22 protein-coding genes are annotated in these 16,910 nt (G+C 69.4%); 8 read left to right on the forward strand and 14 right to left on the reverse strand.

Annotation, left to right across the window (positions count from 1 at the left end; all coding sequences use genetic code 11):
• Positions 1 to 20: 20 nt before the first annotated feature.
• Both infA and rbp read left to right on the forward strand, forming a co-directional pair.
• Positions 21 to 278: a translation initiation factor IF-1 gene (gene infA / locus ACS5PM_RS02130; RefSeq protein ID WP_439384923.1), complete on the forward strand. Its 258-nt coding sequence runs from the start codon at positions 21 to 23 to the stop codon at positions 276 to 278.
• A gap of 65 nt (positions 279 to 343) precedes the next feature.
• Positions 344 to 706 carry an RNA-binding regulator gene (gene rbp / locus ACS5PM_RS02135; RefSeq protein ID WP_439384925.1) on the forward strand — a complete coding sequence of 121 codons (363 nt, stop codon included), beginning with the start codon at positions 344 to 346 and terminating at the stop codon, positions 704 to 706.
• Positions 707 to 809: 103 nt separating this feature from the next.
• Here the strand turns inward: rbp and ACS5PM_RS02140 are convergent, their stop codons facing one another.
• The 3 genes from ACS5PM_RS02140 to ACS5PM_RS02150 are packed head-to-tail and all read right to left on the reverse strand — an operon-like array spanning position 810 to position 2,904.
• Positions 810 to 1,475 carry a class I SAM-dependent methyltransferase gene (locus tag ACS5PM_RS02140; protein WP_439384927.1) on the reverse strand — a complete coding sequence of 222 codons (666 nt, stop codon included), beginning with the start codon at positions 1,473 to 1,475 and terminating at the stop codon, positions 810 to 812.
• Positions 1,476 to 1,477: 2 nt separating this feature from the next.
• The gene (locus ACS5PM_RS02145) at positions 1,478 to 1,981 is read right to left on the reverse strand and encodes a pilin (protein WP_439384929.1); all 504 of its coding nucleotides are present in this window, start codon (positions 1,979 to 1,981) and stop codon (positions 1,478 to 1,480) included.
• A 29-nt stretch (positions 1,982 to 2,010) separates the two neighbouring features.
• Positions 2,011 to 2,904, reverse strand: coding sequence for an alpha/beta hydrolase (locus ACS5PM_RS02150; RefSeq protein ID WP_439384931.1), 894 nt, complete (start codon positions 2,902 to 2,904; stop codon positions 2,011 to 2,013).
• Between the two features lie 34 nt (positions 2,905 to 2,938).
• Between ACS5PM_RS02150 and ACS5PM_RS02155 the strand changes: the two genes are divergently transcribed.
• Positions 2,939 to 3,493 (forward strand): TVP38/TMEM64 family protein, encoded by a 555-nt coding sequence (locus tag ACS5PM_RS02155; protein WP_439384933.1) that lies wholly within the window; start codon positions 2,939 to 2,941, stop codon positions 3,491 to 3,493.
• Positions 3,494 to 3,496: 3 nt separating this feature from the next.
• A complete protein-coding gene (locus tag ACS5PM_RS02160; protein WP_439384935.1) occupies positions 3,497 to 3,970 on the forward strand; it encodes a GFA family protein in 474 nt (157 codons plus the stop codon).
• Positions 3,971 to 4,028: 58 nt separating this feature from the next.
• Here ACS5PM_RS02160 and ACS5PM_RS02165 read toward each other — a convergent pair whose 3' ends face one another.
• The 4 genes from ACS5PM_RS02165 to ACS5PM_RS02180 form a co-directional block, all read right to left on the reverse strand.
• The gene (locus ACS5PM_RS02165) at positions 4,029 to 4,859 is read right to left on the reverse strand and encodes a class I SAM-dependent methyltransferase (RefSeq protein ID WP_439384937.1); all 831 of its coding nucleotides are present in this window, start codon (positions 4,857 to 4,859) and stop codon (positions 4,029 to 4,031) included.
• 41 nt (positions 4,860 to 4,900) lie between these two features.
• Positions 4,901 to 6,586: an NAD(P)/FAD-dependent oxidoreductase gene (locus ACS5PM_RS02170; protein WP_439384939.1), complete on the reverse strand. Its 1,686-nt coding sequence runs from the start codon at positions 6,584 to 6,586 to the stop codon at positions 4,901 to 4,903.
• A 156-nt stretch (positions 6,587 to 6,742) separates the two neighbouring features.
• Positions 6,743 to 6,910 carry a hypothetical protein gene (locus ACS5PM_RS02175; protein ID WP_439384941.1) on the reverse strand — a complete coding sequence of 56 codons (168 nt, stop codon included), beginning with the start codon at positions 6,908 to 6,910 and terminating at the stop codon, positions 6,743 to 6,745.
• A 155-nt stretch (positions 6,911 to 7,065) separates the two neighbouring features.
• Positions 7,066 to 7,569, reverse strand: a complete 504-nt coding sequence (locus ACS5PM_RS02180; protein WP_439384943.1) for a hypothetical protein — start codon at positions 7,567 to 7,569, stop codon at positions 7,066 to 7,068.
• A 154-nt stretch (positions 7,570 to 7,723) separates the two neighbouring features.
• On the opposite strand from ACS5PM_RS02180, the gene ACS5PM_RS02185 reads away from it, so the two are divergent.
• Together ACS5PM_RS02185 and ACS5PM_RS02190 are read left to right on the forward strand one after the other, a co-directional pair.
• A complete protein-coding gene (locus tag ACS5PM_RS02185; RefSeq protein ID WP_439384945.1) occupies positions 7,724 to 8,320 on the forward strand; it encodes a hemerythrin domain-containing protein in 597 nt (198 codons plus the stop codon).
• A 12-nt stretch (positions 8,321 to 8,332) separates the two neighbouring features.
• On the forward strand, positions 8,333 to 8,518 hold the full coding sequence (locus tag ACS5PM_RS02190; RefSeq protein ID WP_439384947.1) for a hypothetical protein: 186 nt from the start codon (positions 8,333 to 8,335) through the stop codon (positions 8,516 to 8,518).
• Between the two features lie 64 nt (positions 8,519 to 8,582).
• Here ACS5PM_RS02190 and ACS5PM_RS02195 read toward each other — a convergent pair whose 3' ends face one another.
• From ACS5PM_RS02195 to ACS5PM_RS02225, 7 genes are all read right to left on the reverse strand, one after another.
• On the reverse strand, positions 8,583 to 9,008 hold the full coding sequence (locus ACS5PM_RS02195; RefSeq protein ID WP_439384949.1) for a DUF3597 domain-containing protein: 426 nt from the start codon (positions 9,006 to 9,008) through the stop codon (positions 8,583 to 8,585).
• Positions 9,009 to 9,029: 21 nt separating this feature from the next.
• On the reverse strand, positions 9,030 to 9,515 hold the full coding sequence (locus ACS5PM_RS02200; protein WP_439384951.1) for a hypothetical protein: 486 nt from the start codon (positions 9,513 to 9,515) through the stop codon (positions 9,030 to 9,032).
• Positions 9,516 to 9,591: 76 nt separating this feature from the next.
• Entirely contained in the window at positions 9,592 to 10,005 is a 414-nt protein-coding gene (locus ACS5PM_RS02205) for a CHRD domain-containing protein (RefSeq protein WP_439384953.1), read from the reverse strand.
• A 118-nt stretch (positions 10,006 to 10,123) separates the two neighbouring features.
• The gene (locus ACS5PM_RS02210; protein WP_439384955.1) at positions 10,124 to 11,092 is read right to left on the reverse strand and encodes a Bug family tripartite tricarboxylate transporter substrate binding protein; all 969 of its coding nucleotides are present in this window, start codon (positions 11,090 to 11,092) and stop codon (positions 10,124 to 10,126) included.
• Between the two features lie 118 nt (positions 11,093 to 11,210).
• Positions 11,211 to 11,966, reverse strand: a complete 756-nt coding sequence (locus tag ACS5PM_RS02215) for a substrate-binding periplasmic protein (RefSeq protein WP_439384957.1) — start codon at positions 11,964 to 11,966, stop codon at positions 11,211 to 11,213.
• Positions 11,967 to 11,979: 13 nt separating this feature from the next.
• The gene (locus tag ACS5PM_RS02220) at positions 11,980 to 14,793 is read right to left on the reverse strand and encodes a hybrid sensor histidine kinase/response regulator (RefSeq protein ID WP_439384959.1); all 2,814 of its coding nucleotides are present in this window, start codon (positions 14,791 to 14,793) and stop codon (positions 11,980 to 11,982) included.
• A 177-nt stretch (positions 14,794 to 14,970) separates the two neighbouring features.
• Positions 14,971 to 15,387, reverse strand: a complete 417-nt coding sequence (locus tag ACS5PM_RS02225; protein ID WP_439384961.1) for a CHRD domain-containing protein — start codon at positions 15,385 to 15,387, stop codon at positions 14,971 to 14,973.
• 238 nt (positions 15,388 to 15,625) lie between these two features.
• Between ACS5PM_RS02225 and ACS5PM_RS02230 the strand changes: the two genes are divergently transcribed.
• Positions 15,626 to 16,510 carry an alpha/beta fold hydrolase gene (locus ACS5PM_RS02230; protein ID WP_439384963.1) on the forward strand — a complete coding sequence of 295 codons (885 nt, stop codon included), beginning with the start codon at positions 15,626 to 15,628 and terminating at the stop codon, positions 16,508 to 16,510.
• A 144-nt stretch (positions 16,511 to 16,654) separates the two neighbouring features.
• Positions 16,655 to 16,867, forward strand: coding sequence for a CsbD family protein (locus ACS5PM_RS02235; protein WP_439384964.1), 213 nt, complete (start codon positions 16,655 to 16,657; stop codon positions 16,865 to 16,867).
• The last annotated feature ends 43 nt before the right edge of the window (positions 16,868 to 16,910 follow it).

Consider the following 16,910-nt stretch of genomic DNA (forward strand, 5'->3'; position numbering starts at 1 on the left):
ATTCACGAAGGACGAAACCATTGGCCAAGGAAGAACTCATCGAAATGCGCGGGCTCGTCGAGGACGTGCTCCCCGATTCGCGCTACCGCGTCGTGCTCGAGAACGGGCACGTCCTGGTCGCCTACACGGCCGGCAAGATGCGCAAGAACCACATCCGCATCCTGGCGGGTGACCGCGTCTCGCTCGAGCTGTCGCCCTACGACCTCAGCAAGGGCCGGATCACCTTCCGCCACCTCGATGGCGGCCGGCCCTCCGGCCCCTTCACTCGTCGCCGCTGAACCCGGCGGCCTGAACCATTTCCCCTCGCGTGCGACCTCGCACGCTTCACTTGAAAGGCACCCTCATGGGTAACAAGCTCTACGTCGGCAACCTCACTTACACGATGCGCGACGACGATCTCCAACAACAATTCGCCGCGTTCGGGTCGGTGACGTCCGCCAAGGTCATGATGGATCGCGACACGGGTCGCTCCAAGGGCTTCGGCTTCGTCGAGATGAGCTCGGACCAGGAAGCCCAGGCGGCCATCCGTGGTCTCAACGGTCAATCCATCGGTGGGCGTCCCCTGGTCGTCAACGAAGCTCGTCCCCGTGAGGAGCGTCCGGGCGGCTTCGGTGGCGGCGGCGGCGGCGGTGGTGGCTACCGCTCCGGCGGCGGCGGCGGCGCCGGCGGTGGTGGCGGCTACGGCGGTGGCCGTCGCAGTTACTAAAAAGGTGCCCCCACGGGCTGGGCTTCGCCCGGCCCGCCCCCCAGCGGGGATGTCAAGCAGGTGGCGGAGCCACCTCAGCTTGAGAGATTCTTGAAGGCGGCGCTCAGCCGCCGCGCCTGCGCGCCAGGGTGAGTCCATCGCCCACGGTCAGCAAGGCCACCTCGACCCGCTCGTCGCGATGCAGCTTGTCGTTGAGCGCCTGCAGCGCAGCGGTGTCGGCGTCCTGCGCCGGCCGCGCGACCAGACCGGACCAGAGCGTGTTGTCGAAGGCGATCAGACCGCCGGGGCGCACCAGCTGCAGGCAGCGTTCGTAGTAGTCGTCGTAGGCGCTCTTGTCCGCGTCGATGAAAGCGAAATCGTAGGCACCGGCCTCACCGGCGGCGAGCCGCTCGTCCAGGGTCTTTAGCGCCGGCGCGAGCACCAGCTGGATCTTGTGCTCGACACCGGCCTGGCGCCAGAACGGCCGGCCGACCCGCGTGTATTCATCGCTGATGTCGCAGGCCAGCACGCGCCCGTCCGGCGGCAGCGCGAGCGCCACGGCCAGCGCGCTGTAGCCGGTGTACGTGCCGATCTCGATCGTGCGCCGGGCGCCGAGCAGCCGTACCAGCATCGCCATGAACTGGCCCTGGTCCGGTCCGATCTGCATGCCCGAGTGCGGCACGGCCGCCGTGGCCTCTCGCAGACCCGCCAATGCCGGGTGCTCGCGCACCGAATGGTCGATGACGTACTGGTAGATGCGATCGTCTACGGGTAAGGTGCGCGAGGTCACGGTCACTCCTTGGTCTGTCGACAGTTCAGGGGCAAGTACACATCCTGCACGTCGGTCCGGTCGGTGCCTTGCGCCACCATCTTGCCGGGCACACGGCCACCCGCGCAGACCCACGCGACCGGCACCAACGGCGTGTCGGGCACCACCGCCGGCCGCAAAGTCAGCACGCGCCCCTTGATCGCCCCGTTGGCGCTGTTGCCGAAGGTGAGGTGGATGGCGCCGTTCTCGACGGTGACGGCGCTCACGTAGGTGCCGACGAGCTTCTCCGCCACGGGCAGGCCGGCGTCTTCATTGTCGGCCGGCATCGCCGCGCTGGCGGCCCAGGCGGCCGCAATGGGCGGCTTGGCCACGTCCGCCAGCTTCGCTCCTTCCACGATCTGCTCGCGCACCAGCCGCGCCTGGATGCTGGGCACGGCCATCACGGCCAGGATGCCGATGATCGCCAGGGCGACGATGATCTCGATCAGCGTGAAGCCGCGGCGGGATCGTTGGGAGGCTGGTGGCACGGCGGCGAGGGTCTGGTGCGAAAAGCGGGCTACTGTACGCCGCCGCTGGCCGGTGGACCGGCCGGTTCGGGCGTGTCGCGGCGCCGGGCGTCGAACCAGCGCAAGGCATCTTCCAGCGGCGTCGTGTCCAGGACGTGTCCGCCGGGGACGAACTCGAGACGCAGGTGGCGAAAGCCGTCGCGGGCGAGGTCGGATTCGATCGCGCGGTGCTGCGCCGGCGTGGCCACGCGGTCGCGCGTGCCTCCTTGAAGGAACACCGGCACCTCTCGCAGCGAATCGTCGAGGATGCCGAACTGGCGAGCCGCCTCGCCGAAGGTGTTCTGGTTCACGCCGGCCATGTAGACGCCGGCCAGCCGCGCCCCCTGCCGGCGGAACAGCGCCGCGAGGTAGCCCGAGTACTTCGCGCCGCCGGAGAAACCCGCGAAGGCGAGCGGCGCGCGGCCGGCGTCCTTCCACTGCGGCTTCAGGGCGACCAGGGTCGCCAGGTCCAGCGCGAAGCGCAGCATGAGCTGGTCGTCGCCCTGTGACACCGCGGGCTCGGGATCGGCGGCGACGATGATCCAGCCCGCAGCAGCAGCCGCTGCGCGATAGGCACGAAGCAGCTGGCGGCTGGAGCTGTAGCCCGGGTCGGACGTGGCGTTGACCACGAGCACGGGCCACTCGCGACCAGGATCGAAATGCGAGGGCGGCGCGACGGCCACCAACGCGTGCGTGACCGGCGTCGGGTGGCCGCGCTGGCCGGCCAGCTCGCGCAGCTCGGCGGGCAGTTCGATGCGAAACTCGGTCAGCTCGCCAGGCACGAGTGCCGGCGCGGCGCCTCGGGCGCCAGAGGGAGCGGCCCCCGCGGCCAGGCTAGAGGAGATCCAGGCCAGCCAGGCGCGCCGCGAGCGCTTGAAAGGGAAATCCATGGTGGACGACATCATGCCGGCCGCCTCGCCACGAGGCCAGAATGCGGAGATGCGCCGTCACCTGCGACTGCTGGCCGTCGTGCTCTTCTTGGCCCTGCTGTGGGCCTTGTTCGAGTGGAGCGGGCTGCGCGGCCATGTCACGCCGGCCTTCCTGCGCGAACGCTTCGAGCACGATCTTTTCTGGGGCATGCTGGCCTATTCGAGCCTGTTCGCCCTGGGCAACCTCGTGCAGATCCCCGGCATGATCTTCCTGGCCGCGGCGGTGCTGGCCTTGGGCCGCGTGTGGGGTGGAATCGCCACCTATGTCGCGGCGTGCCTGTCCTGCTGCCTGAGCTTCTGGGTGGCCCGCTGGCTGGGCGCGGATGCCTTGCGCGAGCTGCCGGGGCGCTTCGCCCGGCGGGTGCTCGCGCGACTGGATTCGCACCCGGTCCAGAGCGTGGCGGTGCTGCGCTTGATGTTCCAGACGGCGCCGGTGCTCAATGTCGCCCTGGGCTTGTCGGGCGTGGGCTTTCGGCCCTATGTCCTCGGCACCTTGATCGGGCTGCCGTTGCCCATCCTGCTGCTGACCCTGTTCTTCGATTCCATTTCACGCCTGGTGAGGTGACCCATGCTGCTCGAAGGATCCTGCCATTGCCATGCCGTGCGCTTCTCGGTCGAATCGCACGAGCCGATGCCCTTCATGCGCTGCTACTGCTCGATCTGCCGCAAGACCGCCGGCACGGGCGGCTTCGCGATCAACCTGGGCGCCGTGAACTCGACGCTGAAAGTGGTGGGGCGCGAGCACCTGGCCGTGTACCGCGCCACGCTGGACGACGGCCGGCGCAGCACCGGCGAGCGCCACTTCTGCCGGCTGTGCGGCACGGCCCTGTGGCTGTGGGATCCGACCTGGCCGGAGCTGGTGCATCCGCACGCCGGGGCTGTCGACACGCCGCTGCCCGAGCCGCCGTCGGTGACGCACATGATGCTGAGTTCGAAGCCCGGCTGGGTGGAGGCCCACGTGAAGCCCGGCGACGAGACCTTCGACGAGTACCCCGAGGAGTCGCTGGCCGACTGGCACCGGCGCCACGGCCAGGCGTTCTGAGTGCCCCCAGGCCTGCACCGCGGGTTCAGAAGCCAAGCAGCGGCGGCCCGCTCCTCGCTCAGGCCGTCACCGTGACGACGTGCGCCTGGATCCAGCTCTCGATCTCGCCCGTGCCATAGCGCTGCGCCAGCAGCGCTTCAGCCGCGCGCGTGGCGGCGGCCAGGCCCTGATCGCCACCACGCTTGACGATCTCGTCGCGCATCGGCGTGCCCTGGCAGATGGCCACCGCCGGATGCAGTGGCGAAGGCGCGCGGCTGCGCTTGGCCACCGTGTCGATGCGAGGCTCCTCGGCGAAGCCACCGGCGGCCACGTCGCGCCTGATGGCCTCGATGTCGAAGTAGCCATGCGGCGTGCGCGCCATGAACCGAGGAGGATCTTCGGGGAAGAGAGCGGCCAGCGCCTCCATGACGGTGGCCGTGAATTCGTTGCGCTCCAGCGAGTCCCACACGTTGAATGCCAGCGTGCCGCCCGGCCGCAGCACGCGCCGCGCCTCGGCAAAGGCGCCGGGCTTGTCGGGGAAGAACATCGCGCCGAACTGGCAAACGACGAGGTCGAAGCTCGCATCGTCGAAAGGCAGAGCCTGCGCGTCGGCGAGTTGCCACTGCACCGGTCGCGCAGAGCCCAGGGCCTGGGCGCGCGCCAGCATCGGCGGGTTCAGGTCGGTGGCCGTGATCTCCGTCTCGGCGGGCAGCGCCCGGGCCAGCGCCCGCGTGACCACGCCGGTGCCGGCTGCCGTCTCGAGCACGCGCCGGGGCGACAGGGCCGCAGCGCGACGTGCCATGTCACCGGCATAGGGCGCGAAGATGAGCGGCACCATGTGCGATTCGTACAGCTCGGGCACCGAGCCGGCGAAGGTGGCGTCGCCTTGGGGATGTGGCGTGCTGGACATCGGAGCTCCTCGGCAGGGGCTGCCGGGGGTGGGCGCTCGGCTCAGGCCGTCGCCGTGCTCACCTGCAGCAGGTGTCGGCCCAGCGCCTCGGCCACCTCGATGCCGTCGACCCCGGCGGACATGATCCCGCCAGCATAGCCAGCGCCCTCGCCTGCCGGATACAGGCCCCCTACGTTGAGGCTCTGGTAGTCCCGGCCCCGGGGGATGCGCAGGGGCGAGGACGTGCGCGTCTCGACGCCGGTCAGCACGGCATCGGCCATGGAGAAGCCGCGGATCTGCTTCTCGAAGGCCGGCAGCGCCTCCCGGATGGCCGCTAGCGCGTAATCGGGCAGGCTGCCGCGGCCAGGTTCGGCCAGGTCGGTGAGATGGACGCCGGGCTTGTACGACGGCAGGACGCTGCCGAACTCCCGCGCCACCTGCGCGCCGTGGCGGCCGGCGACGAAATCGCCCACCAGCTGCCCCGGGGCCCTGTAGTCGCCACCGCCCAGCTCGTAGGCTCGCGATTCCCACAGGCGCTGGAACGCGATGCCGTCCAGCGGCGAAACGGGCCCTTCATCGCGCCCGTCCTGGCGGTAGTCCTGCGGGGTGATGCCGACCACGATGCCGGCATTCGCATTGCGCTCGTTGCGCGAGTACTGGCTCATGCCGTTGGTGACGACGCGCATCGGCTCGGACGTGGCCGCCACCACCGTGCCGCCCGGGCACATGCAGAAGCTGTAGACCGACCGGCCGTTGCTGGCGTGGTGCACCAGCTTGTAGTCGGCCGCGCCGAGGATGGGGTGGCCGGCATTGGGCCCGAAGCGCGCCTTGTCGATCACGCTTTGCGGGTGCTCGATGCGGTAGCCGATGGAGAAAGGCTTGGCCTGCATCTCGACACCGCGCCCGTGCAGCATGGCGAAGGTGTCCCGGGCGCTGTGGCCGAGCGCGAGCACGACGTGGTCGGCGTCGAGCTGCTCCCCGCCGGCGAGCACCAGCCCGCGTACGTGACCGTCTTCGATCAGGATGTCCGTCACCCGCTGCTCGAAGCGGATCTCGCCGCCCAGCGCCTCGATGTCCGCCCGGATCTTCTCGACCATGCTGACGAGGCGGAAGGTGCCGATGTGCGGCTTGCTGACCCAGAGGATCTCTTCCGGCGCACCGGCCTTGACGAACTCGGTCAGCACCTTTCGGGTGAGGTGACGCGGGTCGCTGATCTGGCTGTAGAGCTTGCCGTCGCTGAAGGTGCCGGCCCCGCCTTCGCCGAACTGCACGTTCGACTCCGGGTTCAGCACGCTCTTGCGCCACAGGCCCCAGGTGTCCTTGGTGCGCTCGCGCACCGGCTTGCCTCGCTCGAGCACGATCGGCCTGAGGCCCATCTGCGCCAGGATCAGCGCCGCGAAGATGCCGCAGGGTCCGAAGCCGACGACGACCGGCCGGGGCCGGCCGCTGGCGTGGAAGTCGGCCGGCGCGGTGCCGACGGGCTGGTAGCGGGTGTCCGGGCTGGGCCTGACGTGCGGGTCGCCGGCGTGGCGGGACAGCACCGCCGCCTCGTCGATGCCCCCGGCCAGCGTGCAGTCGATGGTGTAGATCAACACCACCGCGGTCTTCTTCCGCGCGTCGTAAGCGCGGCGGAAGACCGTGAAATCGGCGAGCTCCTCGTCGCGCAGCTTCAGCCGCGCGAGGAGGGCCGGCCGGAGGGCGCCCGGCTCATGGTCCAACGGCAGCCGCAGTTCAGTGACACGAATCATCGCAATCAGGCGGCGGGGCCCCCGCGCCGCGACGCAGGCCCAGGCGCTCCTCAGGAGCCGCCGCATTCAAGTGGCGTGCGCGGATCCGGCTGCAGCCGGGCCGCTGCGCGAGCCGCCCTCAGGGGCGGCCCTCGGAGGGGGCGTTGGGGGCCTGGCTCACCCGCCCTTGTGGGGGCGCTTGCCGGGGTTCTTCTTGCTGCGGGTGTGCGAGCCGCGCTCCAGGCTGCTGCGCTGGCCACGGCCCTCGGTGTAGGTGACGCCGGTCGGCGTGGTGACGCGCGGGCTGGCCTTGCGGTCGGCTTCGGTGACGATCTTGTTGCCCATGATGGCTCCGGTCGAAGGGGTTGGAAGAAGGCGAAAGGCGTGATTATCAACGCTGCCGCCCTCCCTTCCCTCCGGCCGCCCGCCGCGAGGTGTCCGGAGCCGCCCATGACCTCGGCCCAGACGCGGCCGAGCCGCCCATCGAAGCCCTGTCGGGCTCAGGTCAGCTCGACGGGGTCCAGCCGGCGGTGCGGCACGTGCACGAGCTCGCGCCGGTGCCAGCCCCGGCCCGGCCGGATCGGGTACTGGGCGGCGTACCGGCCGTCCGCCGAAGCGATCTCGAGGTACAGGTGCGGGCCATCCTCGGCGCCTCCACGCTCGCAGACATAGGCGAACAGCGATTCGGGCCGCTGCTCCGCCAGGAGCCTGTCGAAGGCCTGGCGACGGCGGGCCGGGTCCGCCAGTGCCACCGGGTCGTCGAGGCCGCGCATCGAGGGCGGGATCCAGTCGGTGCCCAGCAGTTCGCCGGGCACGCAGGCGTCGAGCTCGATGCCGTAGATCTGGCCCTCGTTGCTCATGCCACGGCGGATGGCCGTGCGCAACGGGCCGAACAAGGCCCGGAAGGCGGCGTTGATGTCGGCCGATTCCATGTAGCGGTGCATGCGCCCGCCCGGATGCTCGCCCTCGGGCGCCACGCGCAAAAACAGATCGCGGATGTCCATGCCCGGCGTCTTCGGCGAGCCCGCGCGGGAATTAAGTCCGGTCCGTTTCGCCTGGAAACGAGTGTCAAGGACTTGTGCAATTTCGCTTGCTGAAGTAGCTACTGCACAGGAACGCGCCTTGCCGCATCGCGGGCTGCATCCAAGGAGTCATGCGATGGACAGCCCCCACCTTCTCGACAAGCTTTCACCGGCCATCACCCGGATGATCCGCATGGATCATTCCCATGTGCTGGTGCTCTCCCACAAGTTCACGGCCAGCGCCTCGCCCGACAGGAAGAAGGCCATTGCCGATGCCGTCTGCCTGGCGCTCGAGATCCATGCACGGCTGGAAGAGGAGATCTTCTATCCGGCCCTGCGGGAAGTCGACGGCGCCAACGAGGTGCTCGGCAAGGCCCAGCCCGAGCACGACGAGATGCGCCGCCTCATCGACGTGCTGCGAACCATCGGGCCGACGGACGTGCACTACGACGCCACCTTCCACCAGCTCATGCGCAACGTCACGCATCACGTGGCGGACGAGGAGGCCGTCCTCCTGCCCGCCGCCGAGCGCCTGCTGGCCGACCGCCTGGGCGAGCTGGGCATGCAGATGACCCGCCGCCGCCTGCAGCTGGCCAGGCCGCATGCAGGCCAGCTGGTGGTGGCTCAGGCCCGGACCATGCCGGCGACGACCATGCTGATGGCCGGCGGGCTGCTCGCCGGCGCCTGGTGGCTGGGCCGGCGCGGCCTGGAGCACTATCAGCGTCACCACTGACCGAAGGCGACCGTGAAACACGCCCTGCTCCCTGCGGCCCTGGCCCTTGTCATCGCCATCGGCGCCGTCGCCACTCAGGTCTGCCCGGTCGACAAGACCACCATGACGGCGACCGGCGAGACCCGCGAGGAAGAGGGCAAGACGCTCGCGGAATACCGCTGCGAAAAGGGGCACGTCTACTGGATCGCGGTCGACTGACCGGCGTTGCGCCGCGCCGGGCACGCGAAATCGCCAGTGGCGCCGGCCACTGGCGCGCCACGGCTCAGTGCTTCAAGGCCTCGGGAACCTTGCCGCCGTTCTCCCCCAGCTTCTGCATGACCTGCTTTTGCAGCCAGATGTTCATCGTGGCGGAATCGTGCATGTCGCCGGTGTAGCCCAGCTCTTTCGCGAGGCTCTGGCGATTCGCCAGGCTGCTGTCCAGGTCGAGCAGCTTCATCAGGTCGACGATCGACGTCTGCCAGTTGAGCTTCTGCGGATTCTTCTGCGCCAGGGCACTCAGGACCGCCTCTACGTCGACGGGCGGAGCCGTCCGTGCAGAAGAGGCCGCCGAGCCCGGCGCCGCGCCGGCCGCAGGCGTTGGAGCCGCCGTCGCGGTGGCCCCAGGCGCCGTCGACGGGGCAGGAGCGCCCGTCACCGCCGGATGGTGGGAGGGAAAGATCTTGCGGAGGATGTCACCAAAGATGCTCATGTCTAACTCCAGGCTGATGGGTCACTTCATGCGCTTGGCCATCTGCCCGAGCGCGATCGCCAGCACCGAACCTCCGAGGATCTTGAAGACCTCGGGGTGCTGGGCATAGAGCTCACCGACGCGGTCCGGCAGGCTGGGGTCCTTCCTGGCCGCCTCATCGGCGATTTCGCGCACCTGCTCGGAGCTGACTCCGGCTGCGTCGGCGGCGGAGACCTGCGGCTGCGCGCCGGCGCCCTGCCCCAGACGGGCCAATGCTCCGCCCGCGATGCTCGAAAGGAGGCCCGGCCCCAGGCTGCGGATCAATTGGCCCAGCAGTCCTGCGCGCTGGTTCGGATCCGACTGGCCGAAGAGCCGGCTCGTCAAGTCCGCGAAAGCCGGCGTCTGGTCCGAGCGCATGGCCTGCGCCATCCCGTCACTCAGCACATCCCTGGGAACTTCGCGCGCCACCTCGTCGAAGTCGGTGTGCGTGTCCGTCGGCCGCTCGGCGTACTGCCGAAGAATGTCCATGACGCCCAATTCGGTACCTCCGGGAAACAAGCTGTGGATCGGGCAAGCCCTGTACCCGGTCCGTCTTCAACGGTCGTCAGGGAACGATCTGGCCACGCAGCTCACCTTGTTTGTAGGCGATGCTGGAGACGGTGACGTAAAGCGCGCCTGCGCGGAAGGCGTTGATCTGCGGCGGGCTCAGGCGGGCGCCGGCGACGACCGTCCAGGTGTTATCGCCCGTCTTGGTCAGGTAGCCGACCAGGGGTCCGTTGCGCCCAGGCTCCGCCAGGTGGAGCTCGGCCGAGACGGCGGTCATGTCAGTGACCGTGACGCTGCCGCTGACCGTGCCGTCGGTGGACACGTCGATGCTGCCGTAGCCGCTGGCAGAGGACTGCGATGGCGGCACCACCAGGTTGCCCGAAAGCTTGAAGTCGGCCGGCCAGGCCGGCGATGCCAGAAAGATGGCGGCCATCGTGAGGGCTGGCCAGACTGCAATTCGGGACGTACGCATGGATGCTCCTGCTGCGCGTTACACGCAGCAGGAGCATCCGGCATGCCCGGCAGGTTCAGGGCACGGTCTGCCCGCGGAGCTCACGGAAGCGGGCGACTCCGTCGGCCTGGGGCGCCGTCTAATCCACGGTGGCGCCGGATTCCTTGACGATGCGGGCCCACCTGGGCAGCTCTTCGCGGATCAGGCTGGCGAACTGCTCCGGCGTGCTCTTGAAGGGTTCGCAACCCACGCCAGCCAGCTTTTCCTTGACCTCGGGCGCCTCCACGGCCTTCGCCACCTCGGCCTGCAGCTGGGCGACAAGCGCCCTGGGCGTGCCCGCCGGGGCGAACAGGCCATACCAGGGTGTCGAGCCGAAGCCCTTGATCGTCTCGCCGATGGTGGGCACGTCAGGCAGCGCGGCCACGCGGTGCTCGTTGACCACCCTCAGCACCTTGAGCTTGCCGGTCTTGATGAAGGAGATCGACGACGGCAGGCTCTGCACCGAGAGCTGGACCTGGCCGCCCACCACGTCCGTCACCGCCGCCGAAGCCCCCTTGTAGGGAACGTGCATGAGCTCGATCCCGGCCGAGCGCTGGAGCATCTCGGCGATCAGGTGGTTCAGCGTCCCGTTGCCTGCCGAGGCGATGGCCAACTTGCCCGGCTGGGCCTTGGCGGCCGTGACGAGCTCCGCCACGTTCTTCGGCGCGAAGGCCGGGTTGGCCACCAGCACGTAGCCGGCGGTGGCGACGGGCGAGATGGGCTCGAAGTCCTTCACCGGGTCGAAGCCCGGCTGCTTGTACAGGGCCGGGTTGATGACGTGGGCGCTGTTGACCGTCAACAGCAGCGTGTACCCGTCCGCCTTGGCCTTGGCGGCCGCCGCGGTGCCGATGTTGCCCCCGGCGCCCGGCTTGTTGTCCACCAGGAACTGCTGGCCCGTCTGCTCCGACAGCTTCTGCGCCACGATGCGCGCGATGGTGTCGTTGGCGCCTCCAGGGGCCTGCGGAACGATGACCGTCACCGGCTTGCCGGGGTACTTTTCCTGCGCGACGGCCTGGAAGGTGGCCAGGCCGGCGAGAACGGCCAGGGTGACGCGGCGCGAGAGCTTCATGGGTTTGTCTCCGTGCGGGCTCGTGAAGTGGCCCGACGCGGATTCTGCGATCCGCTTCCTCGCGGCGGAATGGCGGCGTGGCGAGCCGAGCTTTCGCGAAACGCGAAAGCCAGGTCGCTCAGCGCTTCACGGCCGCCAGCATCGTGTCCATCACCTGCTGGCGCACCCGCTCCAGTTCTCCACTGGCCTGCATGGTGCGGATGACCTGCCCGACCTTGGGCACCAGATCGCGGTGGCGCTCGTGCAGGAAGTGGTGCAACGGGATGTGCTCCAGCGGTGGGTCGACCGGCTGCACCTTGCCTTCCAGGCCCAGCTTCCTGATCACCAGCAGCCCGCTGAAACGGTCATTCACCGCCACGTCGAAACGGCCGGCATCCAGCGACTGCATCAGGTTCTCCATGGTGGTCACCGGCTGCACCGAGGCCATGCCTTGCGTGCCTCGCTCCGACGAGCCCACGCCGCGCACGATGCCGATGCTGTGCTGTGCGATCGACTTCCAGCCGTCCACACGCAGAGTCACGCCGCTGCGCACGAAGGCCGCCGGCTCGATGGAGTTGAAGCTCGGCTGCACGGCCAGCAGCGTGGGGTACTGCTCCTGGACGGCCAGGATGCGCTGGACCTCGCCATCGACCCGGCCTTCGCTGGATTCGAGCAGCGAGCGCTTGGCCGGAAGGTCGACGAATTCGACCGTGATGCCCAGCCGCTTGTAGATGGCGACCAGCATTTCGCCGCCGAGGAACTGGTCGGGCACGTTCTCCAGCCGGGAGATGCGCACGACGGTCTGTGCGTGCGCCAGGCCGAACGCGCCGAGCAGGCATGCGCCGGCGCCGGCCTGGAGCCAGCGTCGCCGCGCCGCCTCGTTGCTTGTCTTCACGCTCTTGCTCCTCTCAGAGGGGGCCGGCCGGCGATGATGCGCCGTCCAGCTCCTGTTTCAAGGACTGGCGCCGAGGGCCCAGCCAGCGGGCCAGCGTCGAAAACATCTGGCCGACGTTGATCGGCTTGGCGATGTGGTCGTTCATCCCGGCGTCCAGGGCTTTCTGTCGGTCGCTCACCATCGCGTTGGCGGTCATCGCGATCACCGGCAGGTCCGCCAGCTCGGCACGCTTTCGCAAGGCCCGCGTCGCCGCGAAGCCGTCCATCACGGGCATCTGGCAGTCCATCAGCACGGCGTCGAAGCGCTCGCGCTCCAGCATCTGCAGGGCCTCGCGGCCGTCGAAGGCAACCGCCACGCTGATGCCTTCGTCGGTGAGCAGCTCGAGCGCGAGTTCCCGGTTGACCTCGTTGTCCTCGACCAGGAGCAGCCGAGCCCCCTGGAGCCTGGCCTGGTGTTCCACCTGGGCCTTCTGTCGCCGCTGGCCCCTCAGCGCTGCCGCCGATGCCACGCCCAACGCCTGGCAGCTGGCATCGAACAGGGTGGAAGGCGTGACGGGCTTGGTCAGCAGCGCGGCGACCTGCACGCGCTGGTCCGCCAGCCTTCGCAGCACCTCGTCGCGCGAGAAGGCCGTGAGCATCATCACTGTGGGCGGGCGCGGGTGCGACCGGGTGAGCTCGTGCAGGCGTCTTGCGCAATCGACACCGTCCATGCCGGGCATCTTCCAGTCGAGCAGGACGATGTCATAGGCCGTTCCTCCGGCTTCAGCGGCGGCGACCTTCTGCAAAGCCTCGTTGCCATCGACTGCCCAGTCGGCCTTCAGCCCCAGCATTTCAACCATCTCGACGAGCAGCTCGCGCGCGCAAGCGTTGTCGTCCACGACCAGCGCCCGGCTGCCCAGCAGGCCTTCCTGCCGCAGCGGCACGGGGCCAGGCTGCTTCGCCTGCAGCGTGAAGCGCAACGTGAAGAAGAAGCGACTGCCCCGCCCGGGCTCGCTTTGCACTTCGAGCTCGCCGCCCATCAGGCGCACCAGCTGACGGCTGATGGCCAGCCCCAGGCCGGTGCCGCCATGCCGACGGCTGGTCGACGCATCGGCCTGTTCGAAGGGCTGGAACAGGCGCTCGAGCTGCGCCGGGGCGATGCCCATGCCGGTGTCACGCACCTCGAAGTGCAACTCGACCCCATCGGGATCCTGCGCCTTCTTCTGCACCGTGAGGGCGACCTCGCCCCGCTCGGTGAACTTGACCGCGTTGTTGCCCAGGTTGAGCAGCACCTGGCTGAGCCGCAGCGGATCGCCCACCAGCGCCTGCGGCAGGTCGGGTGGCTCGACGTACACCAGCTCCAGGCCCTTTTCCTCGGCCTTCATCCCCAGCACGTTGGCCAGGTTGTCCAGCACTTCGCCGAGGTCGAAGTCGACCGCCTCCACGTCGAGCTTGCCGGCCTCGACCTTCGAGAAGTCGAGGATGTCGTTGACGATGCCGAGCAGCGATTCCGCGGCGGCGTGGATCTTCTGCACGTAGTTCTGCTGGCGGGAATCCAGCGCGGTGCGCATGGCGAGCTGCGACATGCCGAGGATGGCGTTCATCGGCGTGCGGATCTCATGGCTCATGTTGGCCAGGAAGTCGCTCTTCGCGCGGCTGGCCTCCTCGGCACGCTGCCGGGCCTCCTCGGCGCGCAGCGTGGCTTCCTCGAACTGGGCGGTCCGCTGCCGCACGGTGGCTTCGAGCTCGTCGCGATGGCGGCGCAGGACCTCGGCGGCCTGCTTTCGATCGGTGATGTCGGTGGCCAGGCCCTCCAGGCCGGCAGGGCCTTCGCCCTCGGCCTCCTGGGGCCGGGCATTGAGCTGCACCCAGATCTGCAGGCCGTCGGCGCGAGTCAGTCGCTGCTCGGCGCCGATGATCTGTTGGCGCTCGTCCAGGTCGCGGAACAAGGCCCGCACCTGCTCGGCGCAAAGGAAGGGCGCAGGCTCACGCGAGACCGCGCCGGGCGCGTTGGCGGCTTCCATCAGCGCGTCCGCGCTGGGGTAGCCCATCAACGAAGCGAGTGCCGGATTGGCGTCCTGCAAGCGGCCTTCGCGATCGAGCCGGAAGATGCCCTCGGCGGCGTTCTCGAAGATGCTGCGGTACTTGGCCTCGCTGCTGCGCAGGCGGTTGGTCGACTGGTCCAGCGTGTCGGCCATGGCGTTCACTCGAGTCGCCAGGCGCCCGAGTTCGTCCTGGCTGGTCGCTGCGCAGCGGGCACCGAAGTCGCCCGACGCGATGCGGTCGACCATTTCCTCCATGCGCACGATGGGCCGGCCCACCAGGCGCCGCAGCAGGACGAAGGTCACCGCATACAGCACCACCATCACAGAGACGATCAGCGCCGTGATGGTGTTGCGCGCATTGCGGATCGCGGCTTCGGCCAGCTCGCGGGTGAACACCACTTCGACGCGACCGACCTCCTGCGGCGAACCGCCCTGGGGGGTGAAGACGATGGGCAGCTCGCGGGTGACCGCCTGGGCAGGGTCCACGTGGCGCTGGCGCACCACCTCGGCGACGAGGCCCTGGCGCCCCGCGCTGACCCGAAAGCTCACCAGTTCGGGAATCGGGGCCAGCGCCTCCAGCTGCCCCTGCACGGCCTCGTAGTCCACCGTCCACAGGGTGGGCGCCAGCGAGCGGCTGAGCAGCGAGGCGATGCGGTCGGCCCGCGCGTCGAGCTCTCGCATGCGTCGTTCGCGTTCCTGGCCCGTCAACACCGTGACCGAAGCCGCCGCCATCGCGACCACGACCGCGGCCAGCGTGAGCATCAACTTCGTATGGAGGCTGGCCGTGCGCAGTGCTATCCCCATGGCTGTCTCGGGAAGACGGCCGCGCCGGGACGGATGGAAGACTGCGCCGCCGAGAGCATTGTGGGCAGGCGGCGATCGCGTGTCCATCGGAGCAACGCGATGACGTGCCGCGCCCCGCCGCTCGACCTGCCTTCGAACGGCGCCGGCTCATGGCTGCGCGGCGCAGCCGGCCGAGGCTCAGGGCTTGATCTGCGCGCGGATCTCGCCGCCCTTGTTGGCCTCGGTGTGCACGTTGACGTACAGCTCGCCGGCCTGGTAGGCCTTGAGCTGGTCGGCATTCAACTTCGAGCCGGCCGGCACCGACCAGGTGTTGCCGTCGGCACTCTTGGTCAGCGGCACGACGACCGGACCGTTCTTGCCGGCCGCGCCATGGTGGATGTGAGCGGCCGTGCCGTTCAGCCCGGTGGTCATGACGCTGCCGCTGACCGTGCCATCGGCCGCCACCGAGATGTTGCCGGTGCCGGAGGCCGAGGTCTTGACGGCAGGCACCTCCTGGTCGCCGGCGAGCTTGACGTCAGCTGCCAGGGTGGACGAGGCAGCGAAGACCAGCAGTGCGGCAGTACAGCTCGACAGGGCGAAGCGAAGCGTGTTCATGGCGATTCCTTTCTTGGGATGAGGCTGGCGCTTCCGGCTGCGTGCTCTGCGCACAGCACCCTCTTTCGCGCCAACGCCATGTTCGGCAATCCGTGTGCCCGAACAGCACCGGGTGGCGGGCACGCTCTCGCAAGGCAGCCCGCTCCCCCCGTTCGGGGGGCCCCGGGTGGGGATGGCTGGACCGAGGCGCCGCCCGTAAGGTGCCGCCCTGCCGCACCGACAATGACCGGATATGACCATGACCACCCCCTTCCTGGCGCCCACCGCCCCGCTGTTCACCCGCCTGCAGGGCTCCGGCCAGCACACCGTCCTTTGCCTGCACTCCAGCACCGGCAGCCACGCCCAATGGCGCACCCTGGCGAATACGCTGTCCGCGCACGCCCGCGTCGTCTCGGTCGACTTTCACGGCCACGGGCGCAGCCCGGCCTGGCCCTCGGAGGGGCCGGTGACGCTGCAAGTCGATGCCCAGGCCGCCGACCAGGCGCTGCGCGATGCCGCGCCGGATGCGGATGGCGTCCACCTGGTCGCCCACTCCTACGGGGCCGCCGTGGCTTTGCAGATAGCTCTCGACCATCCCGGCCGCATCCGTTCACTGAGCCTGTACGAGCCGGTGGCCTTCGGTCTGCTGCATGGCGCGCCGGCCGCCGCGCAGCCCCTGGCCGAGATCGAGGCCATCGCGGACGAGGTGGCGCTGCTGACGGCCCAGGGGGACCGCGCCGCAGCCGCCGAGGCTTTCGTCGACTACTGGGGCGGGCCCGGCGCCTGGCAACAGATGGGCGAGTCCCAGCGCGATGCGGTGCAGGTGCGCATCACCGCGATCCCGCGCCACTTCGCCGCGCTGTTCCGCGCCCGCTGGACAGCCCACGACCTCAGCGCCTTGCGCATGCCCACGCTGCTGATGCACGGCGGGCGCACGCGCGCCTCGGCGCGTCGCGTCGCCGACCTGCTGGCCCAGGCCCTTCCCGGTGTCCACCGGCACGAGCTGCCGGATGCCGCTCACCTCGGGCCGATGACACACGAGGCCGCTGTCAACGCGCGGGTCGTGGAGCACCTGCAGGCTTGTGGCGCCCTGCCGGCCCTGGCCGGCGAGTCGATCGATGCGCTGGCCGCCCAAGCCGCATAGGACCTGGCCTACAGCCGAGAGGGCGGTTGCCGGATGGCGAGACGCCCACCCGCTGCCTACGATGGATTCATGGGCGGGCGAAGAGAACAGCAGAACACTGCGTCGCCCGTGTCATATCCACCTCACGTCGAAAGGACTCGTTCCATGGAATCGAACCAAGTGAAGGGCCAGATCAAGGAAACGGCCGGCACCGTGCAGCGCAAGTTCGGCGAAGCCGTCGACAGCCCGAGCCAGCAGGCCAAGGGCCTGGCCAAGGAAGTCGAAGGCAAGGCACAAAAGGCGGTCGGCAACGCGCAGGAAGCGGCCAAGGATGCCGCCGACGACCTTCGTGACGCCGAACGGCGCACGCCTCGCTGAAGCCCCACGCGACCAGGACTTGGTCGCGTGAGTCCCGACGCCG

The organism is Ideonella flava, assembly GCF_051857595.1.
Classification (GTDB): domain Bacteria; phylum Pseudomonadota; class Gammaproteobacteria; order Burkholderiales; family Burkholderiaceae_C; genus Ideonella.